At 71.5% G+C, this 16,953-nt stretch carries 17 protein-coding genes and 1 pseudogene; 7 read left to right on the top strand and 11 right to left on the bottom strand.

Annotation, left to right across the window (positions count from 1 at the left end; genetic code table 11):
* Window positions 1-48: 48 nt before the first annotated feature.
* From AB0N07_RS08665 to AB0N07_RS08650, 4 genes and pseudogenes are all read right to left on the bottom strand, one after another.
* Window positions 49-483 (bottom strand): NUDIX hydrolase, encoded by a 435-nt coding sequence (locus AB0N07_RS08665; protein ID WP_365833527.1) that lies wholly within the window; start codon window positions 481-483, stop codon window positions 49-51.
* Between the two features lie 76 nt (window positions 484-559).
* Window positions 560-676, bottom strand: a pseudogene (locus tag AB0N07_RS08660) (DNA mismatch repair protein MutT); the annotation flags it as partial.
* A 51-nt stretch (window positions 677-727) separates the two neighbouring features.
* Window positions 728-1,846 carry a CHAD domain-containing protein gene (locus AB0N07_RS08655; protein ID WP_365833494.1) on the bottom strand — a complete coding sequence of 373 codons (1,119 nt, stop codon included), beginning with the start codon at window positions 1,844-1,846 and terminating at the stop codon, window positions 728-730.
* On the bottom strand, window positions 1,827-4,061 hold the full coding sequence (locus tag AB0N07_RS08650) for an RNA degradosome polyphosphate kinase (protein ID WP_365833493.1): 2,235 nt from the start codon (window positions 4,059-4,061) through the stop codon (window positions 1,827-1,829). Before AB0N07_RS08650 ends, AB0N07_RS08655 begins: the two co-directional genes overlap by 20 nt.
* Before the next feature lie 413 nt (window positions 4,062-4,474).
* On the opposite strand from AB0N07_RS08650, the gene AB0N07_RS08645 reads away from it, so the two are divergent.
* The 5 genes from AB0N07_RS08645 to AB0N07_RS08625 all read left to right on the top strand — a co-directional run bounded on the left by AB0N07_RS08645 (window position 4,475) and on the right by AB0N07_RS08625 (window position 9,199).
* Window positions 4,475-5,014 (top strand): RNA polymerase sigma factor, encoded by a 540-nt coding sequence (locus AB0N07_RS08645; RefSeq protein WP_365833492.1) that lies wholly within the window; start codon window positions 4,475-4,477, stop codon window positions 5,012-5,014.
* Window positions 5,015-5,198: 184 nt separating this feature from the next.
* Entirely contained in the window at window positions 5,199-6,029 is an 831-nt protein-coding gene (locus tag AB0N07_RS08640; protein WP_365833491.1) for a zf-HC2 domain-containing protein, read from the top strand.
* Complete coding sequence (locus AB0N07_RS08635; protein WP_365833490.1) at window positions 6,026-6,886, top strand: ABC transporter ATP-binding protein; 861 nt, start codon at window positions 6,026-6,028, stop codon at window positions 6,884-6,886. The genes AB0N07_RS08640 and AB0N07_RS08635 overlap by 4 nt, the downstream gene beginning before the upstream one ends.
* Window positions 6,883-8,523: an ABC transporter permease gene (locus tag AB0N07_RS08630; RefSeq protein WP_365833489.1), complete on the top strand. Its 1,641-nt coding sequence runs from the start codon at window positions 6,883-6,885 to the stop codon at window positions 8,521-8,523. The genes AB0N07_RS08635 and AB0N07_RS08630 overlap by 4 nt, the downstream gene beginning before the upstream one ends.
* 16 nt (window positions 8,524-8,539) lie before the next feature.
* Window positions 8,540-9,199, top strand: coding sequence for an ABC transporter (locus AB0N07_RS08625; RefSeq protein ID WP_365833488.1), 660 nt, complete (start codon window positions 8,540-8,542; stop codon window positions 9,197-9,199).
* 52 nt (window positions 9,200-9,251) lie between these two features.
* Here AB0N07_RS08625 and mshD read toward each other — a convergent pair whose 3' ends face one another.
* Window positions 9,252-10,178, bottom strand: a complete 927-nt coding sequence (mshD, locus tag AB0N07_RS08620; protein ID WP_365833487.1) for a mycothiol synthase — start codon at window positions 10,176-10,178, stop codon at window positions 9,252-9,254.
* 182 nt (window positions 10,179-10,360) lie between these two features.
* On the opposite strand from mshD, the gene AB0N07_RS08615 reads away from it, so the two are divergent.
* On the top strand, window positions 10,361-11,536 hold the full coding sequence (locus AB0N07_RS08615; protein ID WP_365833486.1) for a DUF2993 domain-containing protein: 1,176 nt from the start codon (window positions 10,361-10,363) through the stop codon (window positions 11,534-11,536).
* A gap of 40 nt (window positions 11,537-11,576) precedes the next feature.
* Here AB0N07_RS08615 and AB0N07_RS08610 read toward each other — a convergent pair whose 3' ends face one another.
* The 3 genes from AB0N07_RS08610 to AB0N07_RS08600 form a co-directional block, all read right to left on the bottom strand.
* A complete protein-coding gene (locus AB0N07_RS08610) occupies window positions 11,577-12,224 on the bottom strand; it encodes a Uma2 family endonuclease (protein WP_365833485.1) in 648 nt (215 codons plus the stop codon).
* Between the two features lie 167 nt (window positions 12,225-12,391).
* Complete coding sequence (locus AB0N07_RS08605) at window positions 12,392-13,150, bottom strand: PH domain-containing protein (protein WP_365833483.1); 759 nt, start codon at window positions 13,148-13,150, stop codon at window positions 12,392-12,394.
* A 778-nt stretch (window positions 13,151-13,928) separates the two neighbouring features.
* Window positions 13,929-14,198, bottom strand: coding sequence for a hypothetical protein (locus AB0N07_RS08600; protein ID WP_365833481.1), 270 nt, complete (start codon window positions 14,196-14,198; stop codon window positions 13,929-13,931).
* Here AB0N07_RS08600 and AB0N07_RS08595 point away from each other — a divergent pair.
* A complete protein-coding gene (locus tag AB0N07_RS08595; protein ID WP_365833479.1) occupies window positions 14,176-14,433 on the top strand; it encodes a hypothetical protein in 258 nt (85 codons plus the stop codon). The genes AB0N07_RS08600 and AB0N07_RS08595 overlap by 23 nt on opposite strands.
* A 36-nt stretch (window positions 14,434-14,469) precedes the next feature.
* Here the strand turns inward: AB0N07_RS08595 and AB0N07_RS08590 are convergent, their stop codons facing one another.
* From AB0N07_RS08590 to AB0N07_RS08580, 3 genes are all read right to left on the bottom strand, one after another.
* Entirely contained in the window at window positions 14,470-15,912 is a 1,443-nt protein-coding gene (locus tag AB0N07_RS08590; protein WP_365833477.1) for a HAMP domain-containing sensor histidine kinase, read from the bottom strand.
* Complete coding sequence (locus AB0N07_RS08585) at window positions 15,909-16,646, bottom strand: response regulator transcription factor (RefSeq protein ID WP_365833475.1); 738 nt, start codon at window positions 16,644-16,646, stop codon at window positions 15,909-15,911. The genes AB0N07_RS08590 and AB0N07_RS08585 overlap by 4 nt, the downstream gene beginning before the upstream one ends.
* Window positions 16,647-16,726: 80 nt before the next feature.
* Window positions 16,727-16,927 carry a hypothetical protein gene (locus tag AB0N07_RS08580; RefSeq protein ID WP_365833473.1) on the bottom strand — a complete coding sequence of 67 codons (201 nt, stop codon included), beginning with the start codon at window positions 16,925-16,927 and terminating at the stop codon, window positions 16,727-16,729.
* Window positions 16,928-16,953 lie beyond the last annotated feature (26 nt).

The raw sequence follows: 16,953 nt of genomic DNA, 5'->3' as shown, positions 1-16,953 counted from the left end.
GGCAACCACCGTCTCTGACCTGCGTCATACCGCTGTCGCACGGTGTCATCACAGCCCCCTCGCGTCCTCGTTCGTGGCGATCGCGAGCAGGGCCACGGAGATCATGTCTCGGTCCCTCGGGTGTGTGACTCGTTCACGGGCCTCGTCCGGCGTGAGCCAGACGAGGTCGCTGATTTCGTCGTTGGGCGTGAAGGCTCCTCCGGTTGCCTCAGCCGCCCAGTAGCGGACTTCCTTGAGTCGGCCCTGATGATCGACGTACAGAGCCGACGGAAGCGCCGCCCCCAGACGGCAGGTCTGGCCGGTTTCTTCCAGCACCTCACGATGAGCCGCCTCTTCGTGAGTCTCGCCCTTCTTGAGCTTGCCTTTGGGCCAGGACCAGTCAGCCCACTTAGGCCTGTACACCAGCGCCAGTTCCAGCCGATGCATGGGCGAGCGACGCCAAAGCACGCAGCCCGCCGCATGGACCACAGAAGCACGTCCCATGGCTTCCCCTACGTTGCCGTGTTGCTCCCAGTTGCCCTCTGACCTGCGAAGATGTTCACCGTGGTTGACGTTCATACCAGTCGTCGTACTTCGGCCGGCGGACGAGACAGATCTCCAGCTCGCCGTCGACCCGGGAGCGTCGCCACAGGACGCAGCCGGATGCCTGGATGAGGGTGTCGTTGGTGTGGGTCACGGGTGGGTCACCGCCTCCTTCGACAGGGATCGGGGCGCCGGGGTGTCCGGCTCAGGGCGTGCGCAGCGCCTGCTTCTGCCAGGACTGCTGGAAGGCGAAGCGGGCCGCTTCCACTTCATGCCGCTGGTCCGCGTGGAGCACCCCGAGTGCGTACGCCGTCGCCGGGGCGATCCGGGGGGTGCGGGCCGCCGAGGCCGCGGCCGCCGCCGCCTCCGAGGCGTCGCGATGCCGGTCCAGGGCCTGGCCCGCGGTCAGCAGGCGCAGGTCGGTCGGGCCGTCGGTGCCGTGGAGGGCCTCGCGGGCGTAGCGGTGCAGGCGCAGCAGCAGGCGGACCTGGTGCCAGGGGGCGTCCTGGGGGTGCGGGGACGGGTCCGGGGAGAGGCCGTGGATGAGGGCCTCGGCGTTGTAGGGGTTGCCTGCGGTGACCAGGGGGAGGGCGGTGACGGCGTCGGTCAGGCGGTCCTCGGCTGCGGCGGCCAGGGGGTGGAGGGTTGTGGTGGGGGCGGTGGGGGTCAGGGGGACTTCGCTGGCCAGTACGGCGATTTTGTCGGCGACGGCGTGGAAGCGGGAGGAACCCAGTGCCTGGAGGGCGGTGCTGTGGGCTCGGGTGCGGGCCAGTGTGAGCTGGCGCTCCAGCAGGGCGCCGGCTTTTGCTGCGCCAACTGTCAGGTTGCCGCGGTCTGTTGTGGGCGTCGGCGTGGGGGGACCGGCGGTGGCCTGCGCCGTCTTCAGTGGGACGGGCTCCGCCCCGGCGGAACGACTGCCCACGACGGCGCCGATGGCCGAAGACGTGGCCGCCGCTGCAGACTGTGCCGGGAAAACCGTCGCCCCCGACAACCTGTGCAGCGCCAGCAGTAGCCGCTCCTGCCTTGCCGCGTAGGCGTGTTCCATCGTCAAGGTGCCGGAGAGCCAGGCCAGTTCGGGCTGGAGGGACTCCGACCATTCCGGCTCCAGGAGGGGACGGAACGTGTGCAGGCTGGCGCTGATGCGGCGGACCGAGCGGCGCAGGGCGAGGGCGGCGTCGGCGGGGCCCTCCGTGCCGTTGGCGGTCGCACCGCCGGTTTCCCGGTGCAGTCGCAGGGCGCGGAGGAACTCCGTGGCCTGGGCCCTCAGGTAGCCGGCGAGGGCCTCGCCTGTGGGGTCCGTCGGGTCAAGGTGTTGCTGTGCCACGCCGGCGCCTCCGGGCGTCTATGAGCATCTCCTGGATGTTTCGCAGGGGCCCGCCGTCCGCGTCGGTGGCATGCCGCGTCCACTCGCCGTCCGGGCCGAGGTGCCAGGAGGCGGTGGTGTCGGACATGCCGGTCTCCAACAGCCGGTTCAGGGCGGCGCGGTGGGCCGGGTCGGTAACCCTGACCAGGGCCTCGATACGGCGGTCGAGGTTGCGGTGCATCATGTCGGCGCTGCCGATCCACACCTCGGGCTCGCCGCCGTTGCCGAAGGCGAAGACCCGGGAGTGTTCGAGGAAGCGGCCGAGGATGGAGCGGACCCGGATGTTCTCCGACAGGCCCGTGACGCCGGGGCGGATCGCGCAGATGCCGCGGACCCAGACGTCGACCGGCACACCGGCCTGGGACGCTCGGTAGAGCGCGTCGATCAGGGCCTCGTCGACCATCGAGTTGACCTTGATGCGGATGAAGGCCGGACGGCCCGCACGGTGGTGCTGGGCCTCCTTGCTGATCCGCGCGATCAGTCCGTCGCGCAGGGACTTGGGGGCGACGAGCAGACGGCGGTACGTCTCGCGGCGCGAGTAGCCGGACAGGCGGTTGAAGAGGTCGGAGAGGTCGGCGCCGACCTGCGGGTCGGCCGTCAGCAGGCCGAGGTCCTCGTACAGCCGCGCGGTCTTCGGGTGGTAGTTGCCGGTGCCGACATGGCTGTAACGCCGTAGCGTGTCGCCCTCCTGGCGGACCACCAGGGACAGCTTGCAGTGGGTCTTCAGGCCGACCAGGCCGTAGACGACGTGGCAGCCCGCCTCCTCCAGCTTGCGCGCCCACTTGATGTTGGCGTGCTCGTCGAAGCGGGCCTTGATCTCGACCAGGACGAGGACCTGCTTGCCGGCCTCGGCGGCGTCGATGAGCGCGTTGACTATGGGGGAGTCGCCGGAGGTGCGGTACAGGGTCTGCTTGATCGCGAGGACGTCGTCGTCCTCGGCCGCCTGCTCCAGGAACGCCTGCACCGACGTCGAGAAGGAGTCGTACGGGTGGTGCAGCAGCACGTCCCGGCTGCGCAGGGCGGCGAATATGTCGGGCGCGGACGCCGACTCGACCTCTGCGAGGTCGCGGTGGACGCCGGCGACGAACTTGCGGTACTTCAGCTCGGGACGGTCGAGGCCGGCGATGCGGAAGAGGCCCGTGAGGTCCAGGGGGCCGGGGAGGGGGTACACCTCGGCCTCGGAGATCTTGAGCTCGCGCACCAGCAGGTCCAGGACCTCGCGGTCGATGGACTCCTCGACCTCCAGGCGCACCGGCGGCCCGAAGCGGCGCCGCATGAGCTCCTTCTCCAGGGCCTGGAGGAGGTTCTCGGCGTCGTCCTCCTCGACCTCCAGGTCCTCGTTGCGGGTGAGCCGGAAAGCGTGGTGCTCCAGGACCTCCATGCCCGGGAACAGCTCCTCCAGGTGGGCCGCTATGACGTCCTCTATGGGGACGTAGCGGCCGGGGGAGCTCTCCAGGAAGCGGGACAGCAGCGGCGGGACCTTGACGCGGGCGAAGTGCCTGTGGCTGGTGACCGGGTTGCGTACGACCACGGCCAGGTTCAGGGAGAGGCCCGAGATGTACGGGAAGGGGTGCGCGGGGTCGACCGCCAGGGGGGTGAGCACCGGGAAGATCTGGTGGCGGAAGAGGGTGAACAGGCGGGCCTGCTCCTTCTCCGTCAGCTCACTCCAGCGGACCAGGTGGATGCCCTCCTCCGCGAGCGCGGGGGCGACGTCCTCGTGGTAGCAGGCGGCGTGCCGGGCCATTAGCTCGCGGGAGCGGGCCCAGATCATCTCCAGGACTTCGCGGGGCTGGAGGCCGGAGGCGGAGCGGGTGGCGACACCCGTCGCGATACGGCGCTTCAGACCGGCCACCCGGACCATGAAGAACTCGTCCAGGTTGCTGGCGAAGATCGCGAGGAAGTTGGCGCGCTCCAGCAGCGGGGTGTTCGGGTCCTCGGCGAGTTCGAGGACCCGCTCGTTGAACGCCAGCCAGCTGCGCTCCCGGTCGAGGAAACGACCCGTCGGCAACTGAGGGCCGTCGTACGGTGCCTCCTCGTATGCGTCGAGGTCGGCATCGATGTCGGGTTCCAGGTCGGAGACCGCGGCCGACACGGTGTGCGGGCGGTGCGCGGCGATGGAGCCCACGGAGGGCTGCGCGTGCTGGACCTGTGCCTGGGCGGTGTCTGGCTGACTCATAAACCCATTCTTCCGCGTTCCCAGCGATACGGGCGCGTCGGAAAGCGCGGGCGGGAGTGCGTTCGGGACAGCGCTTGCGGAGCCAGGGCCTGCGCTGAGGGCGTCCCCGTTCCCCGCGGGCCCCTCGGGGGACGGCGAAGGCTGTGGCACGGAGGGCGTCATTGGCCGAGCGTCGCAAGCCTGTCTGAACCGTTGGTTACGGCGACATGGCGTGCGGGATATCTGGGGGCGGCTCCCGGGCGTCCACGTCGGCGGGACCGACGTAAGAGCCTGCTGGGAGCCGCCCCGAGGATACGTACGTCCATCTCCCTGCGGAAGGCCGTCCGCGCATCGGTTGCCTCACACGGTGCGGCGGCGCGGCAGCTGCGGGTCACCATGTGAACCGATCCGGGGGGCCGGTCCGATGAGGGGACGTGAGCGAAACGAGAAGCGACGGTGAGCTGCTGCGGGCCGCCGCGGACGGCGACCGGCGCGCCTTCGAGGAGCTGTACCGGCGGTACGCGCCGTGGCTGACCGCCCGGCTGCGTGGCCGGTGCGCCGACGCGGGCGTGGTCGACGACGTCGTACAGGAGACGTTCCTCGCGATCTGGCGGGGCAAGGCCCGCTACCGGGAGGACGGCGACGTCGCCGGCTGGCTGTGGCGGATCGGCTCGCGGCGGCTGATCGACGCGCTGCGGGGCGACGGGGCACGGGGGCGGCTCAGGCAGGCGCTGGCCAGGCTGCGGCACCGGGACGAGGCGTCCGCGGAGGAACGCGTGCTCGCGGGGGTGGAGCACGGGGACCTCGCGGGCGCCCTGGTCAGGCTCTCACCGGAGCTGCGCGCGGTGCTCCAGGCCACGGTCATCGACGGCCTGACCACCCGGGAGGCGGCCGTCCTGCTCGGGATACCGCCGGGCACGGTCAAGACACGGGCGATGCGGGCCCGTAAGCAACTGCGGGAGGCGCTGACATGAGCGGGCGGGTGTGCGATCGGGTCTTCCGGGTCGCGTCCGGGCGCGGGAGCGGCGACATCGGCGGGCTGCTGTGTGATCGGGCCTGCGGGGGCGCGGGGCGGCCGCACCGGCATGGGGGCGGCGGAACGGTCGGGCAGGTGCGTGACCGGGCTCTGGCGGGACGCACTCAAGAAGGTGGGGCGGCATGACCTGGCATGTGGATGCTGAAGACCTACGGGCCTACGCCCAGGGCGAGTTGGCGCCGCCCGCGCTGTGGTCCGCCGACACCCACCTGGTCGCGTGCGCGCAGTGCCGGGGCGTGCTCGCCGAGGTCGGTGACCCGGAGCGGGTCGATGCCGGCTGGGAGCGGCTGGACGCCGAGCTCGACGCGCCCCGGCCGGGGGTGTTCGAGGGGCTGCTGATGCGGCTGGGGGTCGCCGACCACACCGCGCGGCTGCTCGCGGCCACGCCCGTGCTGCGCCGTTCCTGGCTCGGTGCGGTCGTCGCCGTGCTGGTGATGAGCGTCGTGGCGGCCCACACCGGCACGGCGGCCGCTTCGCCCACGCTCTTCCTCGCCCTCGCGCCGCTGCTGCCCCTCGGCGGGGTCGCGCTGTCGTACGGGCCCGCGCTGGACCCGACGTACGAGATGGCGGTGGTCGCGCCGATGCACGGGTTCAGGCTGCTGATGGTGCGGACGGTCGCCGTGCTCACCGCCGTGCTCGGCCTCAGCGGCCTCGCCACCCTCGCGCTGCCCGGATACGGGCTGGGTGCCCTGGCCTGGCTGCTGCCCGCGCTGGCTTTGACGTCGACCGGCCTGGTCCTCACCGCCCGGCTCGGCCCGGTGCTGGCGCCGTCGCTGGTCGGCGGGGTCTGGGTGGCGCTGCTGCTGGCGGCCCACGCCTGTGACGCCGGCGCCACGCCCGTGCCGTTCACCGCGGCCGGCCAGGGGGTGGCGGCGGCGGTCGCCGCACTCACCGGCTGGCTGCTCTTCCTCGTACGTGACCGTTTCGACCGCTTCCAGGGGGATGCCGTATGACACCGACCGTTTCCGCTGCAGGGCTCAGCCTCCGCTTCGGCGGGACCCAGGCCCTCGACGAGGTGTCGATGCGGCTGACCTCGGGCGTCACCGGGCTGCTCGGCCCCAACGGCGCCGGAAAGACCACCCTGCTCAGGGTGCTGGCCACCGCCGTGCCCCCGGACCGGGGCGCCTTCACCGTCCTCGGCCACGACCCGGCGACGGCGGCCGGCCGGCAGGAGGTGCGGCGCAGGCTCGGCTATCTGCCCCAGACGCCCGGCTTCCACCCGGACTTCACGGCCTTCGAGTTCGTCGACTACGTGGCGATCCTCAAGGAGCTGACGGACCGGGGCGCCCGGCACCGGGAGGTGCGGCGCGTGCTGGACGAGGTCGACCTCGCCGACGTGCGCGCCAAGCGCATCAAGAAGCTGTCCGGCGGAATGCGCCAGCGGGTCGCGCTGGCCGCCGCGCTGGTCGGCGACCCGGGGTTCCTCGTCCTCGACGAGCCGACCGTCGGGCTCGACCCCGAACAGCGCATGCGCTTCCGGGAGTTGATCGCACAGGCAGGAGAGGGTCGCACCGTCCTCCTGTCCACCCACCAGACCGAGGACGTGGCGATGCTCTGCCACCGGGTGCTGGTGATGGCGGGCGGCAGCATCCGCTTCGACGGCACGCCCGCCGAGCTGACCGCACGGGCGGACGGACGGGTGTGGAGCAGCACGGAACGCGACCCCGGCGCGAAGGCGGGCTGGCGCACCGGCACCGGCTCCTTCCGCAACATCGGCCGCCCGCCCGCCGGCGCCGATCTGCTCGAACCCACCCTGGAGGACGGCTACTTGCTCACCCTGGACGGCGCGGGCGCGGAGGTGGCGGCATGACCACGGTCATGGAGGCGACGGCCCCGCCCGTCGTCCACGGCGAACAGCGCCGCAGCCGGGCGGCCGTGTTCGCCCTCGCCCGCTTCGAGGCACGCGAGCTGGTCCTGCAGCTCCCGGTGGCGGTGACCCTCCTCGTCTACGTCGGCTACACCGGCTGGAAGCTGCTCTTCCCGCCGGACGGCATGGACGCCTACCCGGCGCTCCAGGACGTCGACCGCGCGACCCAGACCACGCCCACGCTGCTCGGTATCGTCCTGTTCATCGCCGTCAACCGGGCCGCGCTGCGCTCCCGTCGACGCGGGACCGACCGCCACTTCGACGTGCTGGTCATGGAGCCGTGGCGGCGCACGGCAGGGCACGCCCTGTCCCTGGTGCCGTTCGGCGTCGTCACCGCGCTGGTCGCGCTGGTTCAGTTCACCTGGCAGGCGCTGCGGCCCGGTGCGGTGGGGCACGGGTCGGTGGCCGAACTGGCCGTCGCTCCCCTGTACGTGCTGCTGTGCGGAGCCGTCGGTCTGCTGGTCGCCCGGCTGATCCCGTCGGTGCTCGCCGCGCCGCTCACGGTGCTCGGTCTCTTCACGTTCCTGCTCTTCGTCTCGACCGGGACGTCGGATGCGCAGTGGAGCCGCTGGCTGTTGCCGGTGGTGAGCGAGAACAGCAGTTCGACGCTGCCGTCCGACCTGGTCGGTCGGCCTGCGGGGTGGCATGCGCTGTACCTCGTGGGGCTGACCCTGCTGGCGGCCACGGCCGCTGTGCTTTGCGCTTCGCGGGATGCCGTTGATCGTCTGCGGGTCAGCCGTGGCTGGTCGCTCCCCCACTCTCGGCTTCGCTCGAGCGGGGGGACCCCCATCGCGACGGAGCCGCAAATGAATGCGGCCCCGCGCCCCTATGGGGCGCTTGGGCTTGCGGGGGCTCTTGCCATCACGGTGGTTGGTGCGGTGGGACAGTCCGGTGGGGTCCCGCCGGAGTTGTCGAAGGCCCGGGAGCGGGCCTCGGTCTCCCCCGAGAAGGAGCAGTCGTGCGTACGGCACGGCTCCTCGCAGTACTGCTTCTTCGGCGAGTGGAGTGGCCGGACGGGCACCTGGGCCGGGGTCGTCGACCGGGTTCAGGCTCTCGCCGGTGGTACGGCCGCGAGCCGGCCCCTGCTCGTACGGCAGCGGATCGACGCCCGCTACGGCCTCGACGGCGACGCGGCGATCGCCCCGTCCACCACACCCGGCCAGGTGACGGTCGGCACGCGCTGGGGCGGCAACCGGGTCCCTGAGTTCGCGGTCGCCGTGGCCTCCGTGCTGGTCGGGGGCGACGAGAAGAAGGGCAGCGAGCTCTGCGACGGCCGCGTGGTCACGGCGATGTGGTTGGCACTGGGCCGCGACGCGGACCCGGTCGCCGACCTGAAGAACGTCCGACTCGACGACAGCCTGAGCGGCCCGGCGATCGCGCTGACGCCGACCAACCCGTTGTCGATGTCGGCCGGACAGACCGATGTCGTACGGGAGTTGCTCTCCCGTCCGCGTGCCGAGGTGACGTCCGCGGTCAAGGCCCACTGGGCGCAGCTGACGGCCCCTGGGGTGAAAACGGCCGAGGTGGCCCGGGTGCTGGGGACCAAGGTGCCGAAGGGGGTGGACGAGTGTGGAAAGTAGGCACAGGACCGTGCCGGTGAGCGGGGCGCTGGTGGCGGCCGTGGCGCGTACGGTGCCGTGGCGGGCGCTCGGGGCGGGCGCGGTCTTGGGGCTGCTGCTCGTCGCTCTGCCGCGGCTGTCCGACGGCCCGCCCGAAGCCTGGCTCGCGCTCACCCTGCTGCGGGCCGCCGCCCTCGCCTTCGCGCTGGGCCTGACGTTCCTGCTGGACGACCCGGCCCGGCACCTCACCACGCCCGTCACCACCCCGCGTTGGGTGCGCACGGGCCTGCGGGTGGCGCTGGTCGCGCCGGTGGCGGTCCTGTGGTGGACCGCCGTCCTGGCCCTCGTACCGCACGCCGCACGTCCCCCGGTCGGCGCCGTCACCCTGGAGGCCGCCGCGACCGCCGCACTCGCCCTGGCCGCGGCGGCCACCGCGGTGCGCCTCACGGACGAGCCGCAGCCGGGCCCTTCGGTGGCGGCCGCCGTCCTGACCACGGCGACCCTGGGGGCTCTGCTGATCCCGGCCCGCTGGACCCTGCTCGCCGCGACCGGCGATCCCCGCTGGGCGGCTGCGCATGAGCGGTGGGGGGTGCTGCTGGGGGTCGGGTTGGTGGCTTGGGGGATCTGCCAGCCGGAGCCGAGGCGGGCGCTGCGCTTCAGCCGCCGGTCGGGCACTCCCAGCCCGTCCGGCGTTTGAGGACGAGGCCGTTCAGGCCGAAGGGGGGTCTGGGGGCGCAGCCCCCAGGGGCTCACGTTTCCGTGCGGTACATCAGGTCCGTCTCGTACGTGGTGAAACCGAGCCGCTCGTACACCGACACCGCCGCCTTGTTGTCCCCGTCGACGTACAGCATCGCGGTCGGCAGCCCCTGCGCCTCCAGATGCCGCAGCCCGATCGTCGTGAGGGCCTTGCCCAGCCCCCCGCCCTGCGCTCCCGGCCGCACCCCGAGGACGTACACCTCACCCAGCCGGTCGGCGGCATGCACCTTCGTCCAGTGGAAGCCGATGAGTTCGCCGTCGCGGAAGGCGAGGAAGAAGCCCGCGGGGTCGAACCACGGCTCGGCCTTGCGGTCGTCGAGGTCGCGCTGGGTGAGGGAGCCCTGCTCGGGGTGGTGGGCGAACGCGGCGGCGTTCACCGCGAGCCAGGCGGCGTCGTCCTCGCCCGGGACGAAGGCACGAACGGTCACGGCCGACGGCAGCACCGGCTCGGACAGGTTCAGGTCCCTCAACGGCCGCCGCATCTGCCGCAGTTCGCGGAAGAGGGTGAGTCCCAGGACCTGCGCGAGATGCCGGGCCGCGGAGTGCCCGCCGTGCGCCCACACCCGCAGCCGCTTGCCGGAGGCCGCGAGCAGCGCCGAGCCGAGCGCCCGCCCGTGCCCGTGCCCGCGGTGCGCGGGGTGCACGACCAGCTCGGCGGCCGGTGCCTCCACCGGGTCGGTGTCCTCCAGCTGCGCGTAACCCACGAGTTCGTCGCCGACGCTGAGCAGCAGATGGGACACGCCCTCGCGTTCGCCGCCGCGCAGTTGCAGCCGTCCCTGTTCGGACACCGCCTGCTGGCCGTCGTCCTCGGCGGCCGCCGCGAGCAGGGAGAACACGGCCTCGGTCTGCTCCGGGGAGAGCGCGGAGTAGGTCTCGATGGAGCGGGTCCGGCCGGGCCGGGCGGTGTCGTCGCTGGTCATGCGTACGAGGGTAAGCGGAGGGAGGCGCAAAGTGAGGGGGTGAGGGGGTCGCGTACGTGGGTGAGTGAGTCTCACGGCGGGGCGGCCGGGCACGGGCGACCTGGTCGGGACGATCGTGAGCTGGATCGCATACCTGAGGTACCGCTTGCGGGCGGGGGGCGTTCGCATGGTCGGATGGATCGATGCGTGCCCCCCACCACATAACGACGCATCCTAGTAAAAACATCAACGACTTTCTCGAGGGCGCCGCTGTAGCAGGCGGGGTCCAGGACGAGGAGGACGAGCCCTGGGTTCCGCCCAACCACCGCCGCGGCGGCCGCCGCAGGCGCAGGCGGTTCGCGGGCCTCCCGCTAGCGTTGAAGGCGGTGGTGGGCGTCCTCGTCCTCGCCGCCTTCCTCACCCTCGCCGACCGCTGGGCGCTGTTGTACGCCGAGCGCCGGGCGGCGGACGAGCTCAAGGACCGGATGCACCTGAACGCGGCGCCCGAAGTGGACATCGACGGCTTCCCCTTCCTCACCCAACTCGCCGACGACCGGCTGCAGTCGGTGAAGATCACCGTGCCGGACGTCGCCGCCGACCGGGTCACGCTGGCCAGGGTGACGGCGACCGCGCACGACGTACGGCTGAACGCGCCCGACGGACCAACCTCCGTACGGGGCGCGGCAATTCCCCGGCTCGACGGCGACGTACTGCTCTCCTTCGACGACCTCAACCGCGAACTCGGCGCGTCCCAGGTGACGTTCACCGGACACGGCCACGACCGGGTGCTGGCGCGCGGCACGCTCCCGGTGGCCGGACACGACCTGAGGCTGCGGGCCGACGCCCGGATCGGCCGGGACGGCGAGCACGGCATCGCGACGCAGATCGGCGGAATGCGCCTGGACATCGGGGACCTGGCCACCTACCGGCCCGGCACCCGCGCCTCCGAGGGCCTGCATCTGACCCGCGCCTCCGCCGCACGCCTCGCGCACGAGACGAAGAAGGCGAAGGCGCTGTTCGCGGTGGAGGCGGTGGTAAGGCGGCTCGGCGTACCCGACTCCGCTGTACGCGCGGCCCTGCGCTCCGACGCCGAACTGGCGCGCGTGACCGGCTCCCCGCGCTTCATCCACCGGGCCATGCGGCTCAACCTGATCGACCTGGCCCTGGAACACCCGGCCCTGCTCAGGCGCCTCGGCTTCGACCCGTCCCTCCTGGACGCCCTGCCCCGGCTCACCCGCCCCGTCCTGGCCGACCGCCTGTCCCTGGGCTTCCGGCTGCCGACACCGCACCGCGGTGAGCTGCGGCTGCGGGATGTGCGGGTGGAGAAGGACGGGATCAGGGTGCGGATCGAGGGCTCGGGCCTCGCCGTCGGTCGTTAAAACGATGATCCTCAGGTGGCAGGCCTGGCCGCCGCCCGGTTCACCCCCGCTTGGGGCCGGTGATCGCCTCGCCGATCACGAAGCCCTTGGCGGGGCCTTCGGGGATGGTGACCTCGGTGCCGTAGGGGACGCGGTGCACTCCCACCCAGTCGGCCTTGTCGGACTCAGGCTCGGTGAGAACGGTGACGGTGCCGTGGCTGTCGTAGTCGTCGATGATGACGTAGACGGGGATCCCGGCGCGGGCGTACTCGCGGCGCTTGCGGATGCGATCGCGGTCCTGGTTGCGCCTGCCCGGGGAGACGACTTCGACGATGAGGTGGACAGCGGAGGCTTTCACCCCCAGCCCTTCTTCGTCGGCGTGCGGCTCCAGGTCTTCTGGAGCGACCAGTGCGTCTGGGATCCACCCCTTGCGCTTGTGGATGACATTGGTGTCCTGGTGGCACGCGTGCTCGCCGCTGTCCAGGAATTTATCCAGTGCCCGCCGCAGGCGGTTCGTGATCTGGGCGTGGGTCAGACGTCCGGTGGGCGACACCTCGATGGCTCCCTCGATGATCTCGGCGCGGTAGCCCTCGGGGAGTTCCATGGCCTTCCAGGCCTGCCATAGAACCTCGTCCAGGTCGGGTCCGTTCAGGGATTCAGCGGGAGCGTGGGACATGGTCTCGGGCCTCTCGTGTGCGAGAGCGGTCAAGGTGGCACCTCCTCCTCAAGTCTGGGCCGGGTGTGCCTGCGGCACAAGCAACGCGATCACCGTAACCAGGGCGATGGGGCTGACCTGGGGCGTTGTCGTGGGATCACTCGATCGGGCGATCGGAAGGCGAACGTCCGGACCGGAGCCGGCAGCCGGATGAGCGTGAGCTACGGCTGCTGTGCCAGGGAGCCCGGCGGACGGCTGGTCCAGTACCGGTCGAGTACGGCGCCCAGCACGGCGAAGGAGGCCAGTGGCACACAGGCGAGCAGCAGGAACGGGTGATCCGGCCGTCCGTCGATGATCTCCAAGAAGTCGACCACGAACATGGCGGCCAGCACCCCGAGCGCACCGTAGAGGGCCCACGTCCACGCCTTGCGCCGAGCCGCCCCGCGCAGGATCAGCGCCTCGACCTGAGAACGCGGCTCCCAGGCCAGACTGCGGTACGGCGCGGCCGACAGACACAGGTCCGAGACCTCGGCGTACGGGTCGGCCAGCTGCCAGTCGTCGAGATGCCACAGCAGGCGCCGGCGGCCCTCGACGTCGTAGAGGTAGGTGAGCCACTGGGGACCCATCCCGTTCGTACCGCGCGGGGCCCGCTCGACCCGGATGTCGTACACGTTCTGCCAGGCCCAGGAGCGCGAGCGCAGCCGACCCTGGACGGTGATGCCCGCAGCCGTGACGCGGGTGTGCGCCCGCAGCTGTTCCAGGGCGACCCGGGCGAAGGCCGTCACCACGAGCAGCCCGAACACCAACGGCGGCCAGCCGGACGGTCCGTCGCGGTGGCCGTACGGATCGCCGAACAAGCGGCTGGACTGGAAGAAGGCGTTCACGGCGAGCAGCCCCATCAGGCCGAGGTGCCGCAGCTGCGGCCTGCGCCGTCGTCGGTACACCCGCTCGATCCCGCCCGTGTCCCCGTCCCCGCCCATGCGCCCTCCCCGGCCTCCGTGTCCGAGGTGATCGTAGGGCGGGGGCTGCGGGCGTCGGGACGGGGGCGGCGTCAGGAAGCCGTCAGGACGAGGGAGGGGTAAGTCCCGTTCTGCCCAAGGTGTGGGCGGAGGCGAAGCCGTCGGCGGTGGCGGTCGCGCAGACGGGGGCCGTGGCGGAGGCTTTGGACTGGGTGCCGGGGAGCAGGGTGTGGCCGACGGCTCCGGTGGCCGCGAGGATGAGAGGGACGGCGATGACGAGGGCGGTTTCGCTCCGGCGATGGGCGAGCCATGGGGGGTCTTCGAGGTTGAGTGGTGCATCGCTGCGGCGGGACCGGTCGACGGGTCGCGAAAGTGTGACAGATTACCGCGAGGTGTCACGCTCCTGGGCAGGTGGCACCCCCTCCCGGCAGGCGTCATCGGGGTCGATACACCTCTCAACGTCGAAGACCCGCCATGGGGGACTCCGTTCCGTGCGGGGGACGGACAGGACCGGTGCCGGGTCGTCACCCCGGGTGGAGAGGCTGCCGGGTGCGGTTGTTCGGTCTCTCGGCAGCCATCGGCGGCTGCACGGGAAGCCATGTGAAGAGGATCGACCATGAGCTCGGACCACGACGCCACGACTGGCAAGCGGAAGCGCACCATACGCTGATCGTCCTCGCCGAACGTGCGCCGATACCGTGCCCCACGTGCGGAGACGCGCTCCGCAGGTCTGCCGCAGTGATCACCTCTTGCGTTCGAACAGCCGACGGCGGAGCAGATCGCAGAGCGCAGCGGGTGATCAGTCCGACGTCACCCGCCCGCCTCGGCTGACCGCGACCCGGATCACGTCCTCCAGCGACTCGGCCGCCCTGGTGAGCGCGAAGCGCACGGCCCGCTCACCCGCCTTCGAGTCGGCAAGCACGGCCCTGGCTCCCGCGAGTACCTGTTCCCCGGAGTCCAGTTGAGCTGCTTCCACGTCGTCGGCGACCAGGGAGAGTCTGCTGTCGCCCCCGCCGGCGCTGAGGTAGCAGGGCTTGCCTTCGGGGGTGGTCCACGGCAGCAGCCGCAAGGGGTCCTGGAAGCTCGGCGGTGAATGGTCCTGCGAGGCCGCGACCAACTTCGACTCCTACCTGTTCCGCTGGACGATGGGCATCGGCGGCGTCGGTGACGCGGCCAAGCTCGCGGCGAAGGCGTTCAAGGACGGCTACCACATCGTCGTCGGACTCGTCTGGGAGGCGCTCAGCGAGATCGGGAAGCTGATGGACGAGGGATCAAGAAACTGGCCGAGCAGTTCGCGGAGATGATGGCGGGCGACGCCGCCATCGAAGTGGTCGGTAGGGCTACGGCCCCTCCGGCGGCGGCATCGGCGCCCCCGGCAGCCGTACCGTCGCCACCGTGCCGCCGCCGTCCGCGCGGGCCAGGGTGACCTCGCCGCCCGCCTGCTCCACCGTCCGCGCGACTATCGACAGACCCAGGCCTGAGCCCGGCAGTGCCCGTGCGCTCGGTGAGCGCCAGAAGCGGTCGAACACGTAAGGGAGTTCCTCGGCGGGGATGCCGGGGCCGTGGTCGCGGACCGTCAGGATGCCGCTGCCGAGCTCCACCTCGATGGTGCCGCCCTCGGGGCTGAACTTCACCGCGTTGTCGAGGATGTTGACGATCGCCCGCTCCAGGGCTGAGGGCTCGGCCCGTACGTACCAGGGCTGCAGGTCCGCCGTGATCGTCAGCTCCGGTCCGCGCAGCCGCGCCCGGCGCAGCGCCGCTTCCACCGTGTCCTCGAACGAGACCACCTGCACGCGCTCGCCCCGCTGCCCCTCCGACCGCGACAGCTCCTGCAAGTCGCCGATCAGCGCGGCCAGTTCGGTCATCTGCGCCTTCACGGAGGCGAGGAGGGCCTTGCGGTCGGCCGGGGGGAGGGGGCGGCCGGTCTCCTCGCTGCGGCTGAGGAGTTCGATGTTGGTGCGGAGGGATGTGAGGGGGGTGCGCAGTTCGTGACCGGCGTCGGCGATGAGCTGTTGCTGCAGGTCGCGGGAGCTGGCCAGGGACGCGGTCATCGAGTTGAAGGAACGGGACAGCCGGGCCACCTCGTCCTCGGCGTCGTCCTCCACGGGGATGCGGATGCTCAAGTCCTCGGTGCGGGCCACGTGTTCGACGGCCTCGGTGAGCTTGTCCACGGGGCGCAGGCCTGCGCGGGCGACCGCGAGGCCCGCGGCGCCGGCGCCGAGGACTCCGACGCCGGAGACGAGGAGGAGGATCAGGGCGAGGTCGTTGAGGGTGTTCTGGGTGCTCTTCAGAGGTACGGCGACCGCGATTCCGACGTTGGGCCCGGCCTCCCCGGTGGGAGTGGCGGTGGGGCCCAGGAACCGTGTCATCACGCGTACCGGGTTGCCGTTCCCGTCAGTGCCGTCACGGAAGTAGACCCGGCTGAGGTCCCCTGCCTTGATCTCGTTCTTGTCGGCCTGCGTGACCCTGATCGTGCCCCTGGATTCGCCGAAGACGCAGACCTTTCCGGTCTCCGTGACCAGCTGGGTGTAGTTGCCCCGGTAGAAGCCGTTGCCCTGCGGGGTCTTGGAGCACTCGTTGAGGACGGCCTGGGCCTGGAGCTGATCGGGCCCCCTCATGCCCCTCTGCAGATCGTTGTCCACCTGCTCATACAGTTTTCCCTGCACGATGAACCAACAGGTGACCGAAACCGCCGCCACCCCGAAAGCCACCGCCGCAGCGACCAGCATCGCCAGCCGTGAGCGGATCGGCAGGGTCTGGAAGCGGCGCAGCACCTTCCTCACTCCGCGCCGCCCTGCCGCAGCACATACCCCACGCCCCGCACGGTGTGCACGAGGCGCGGCTCGCCGCCCGCCTCCGTCTTCCGGCGCAGGTACATCACGTACACATCAAGCGAATTCGACGACGGCTCGAAGTCGAAGCCCCAGACCGCCTTCAGGATCTGCTCCCTGGTCAGCACCTGACGCGGGTGCGCCATGAACATCTCCAGGAGGGTGAACTCCGTGCGGGTCAGCTCCACCGGGCGCCCGCCCCGCGTCACCTCCCGCGTCGCCAGATCCATCCGCAGGTCCGCGAAGCTCAGCGCCTCGTCCTCCTGGAGGGCCCCGGCGGCCGCCGCGGCCGCGTACGAGCTGCGCCGCAGCAGGGCGCGGACGCGTGCGAACAGTTCGTCCAGCTCGAAGGGCTTGACCAGGTAGTCGTCGGCGCCGGCGTCGAGGCCCGTCACCCGGTCGCCGACCGTGTCACGCGCCGTCAGCATCAGGATCGGCGTCGTGGTGCCCGCACCCCGCATACGGCGGGCCGCCGTCAGGCCGTCCATGCGCGGCATCTGGATGTCGAGGACGACCAGGTCGGGCCGGTACGCCGTCGTCTTCTCCAGGGCGTCGGCGCCGTCCACCGCGACCTCCGTCTCGTAGCCCTCGAAGGCGAGGCTGCGCTGGAGTGCTTCGCGTACGGCCGGCTCGTCGTCGACGATCAGGATGCGCTGCGGGTCACGGTCGCCTTCGGCGGGGCTCATGGTCTTCGGATTCCTCGGGTGCGGTGGGACGACACGGGGCTGAACCAGCGAAAGATGCTGAACGCCTTCAGCCTCGCATATCAGCCGCGCATCGCCGCGAGCCTGTTCAGCGGCACCTTGCGGCGGTGCGGGCGGGCGGCCGAGGTGTGCAGGCCCATCAGCTGCGGGGCCACCTCGGGCGCCCGCGTCTCCGGTGCGTGGAGTTCGTACGCCACCGCGAGGGCCTGGGCGAGGCCGGCCGGATCGGTGCCGGTGACCGTATGGGAAACCTGCTTGATCATGACGTACTCCCTGCGGGGTTGATGAG

The sequence above is a fragment of the Streptomyces sp. NPDC051172 genome, from assembly GCF_040682555.1.
GTDB lineage: Bacteria > Actinomycetota > Actinomycetes > Streptomycetales > Streptomycetaceae > Streptomyces.
This window is presented reverse-complemented; position numbering and strand designations above follow the sequence as displayed.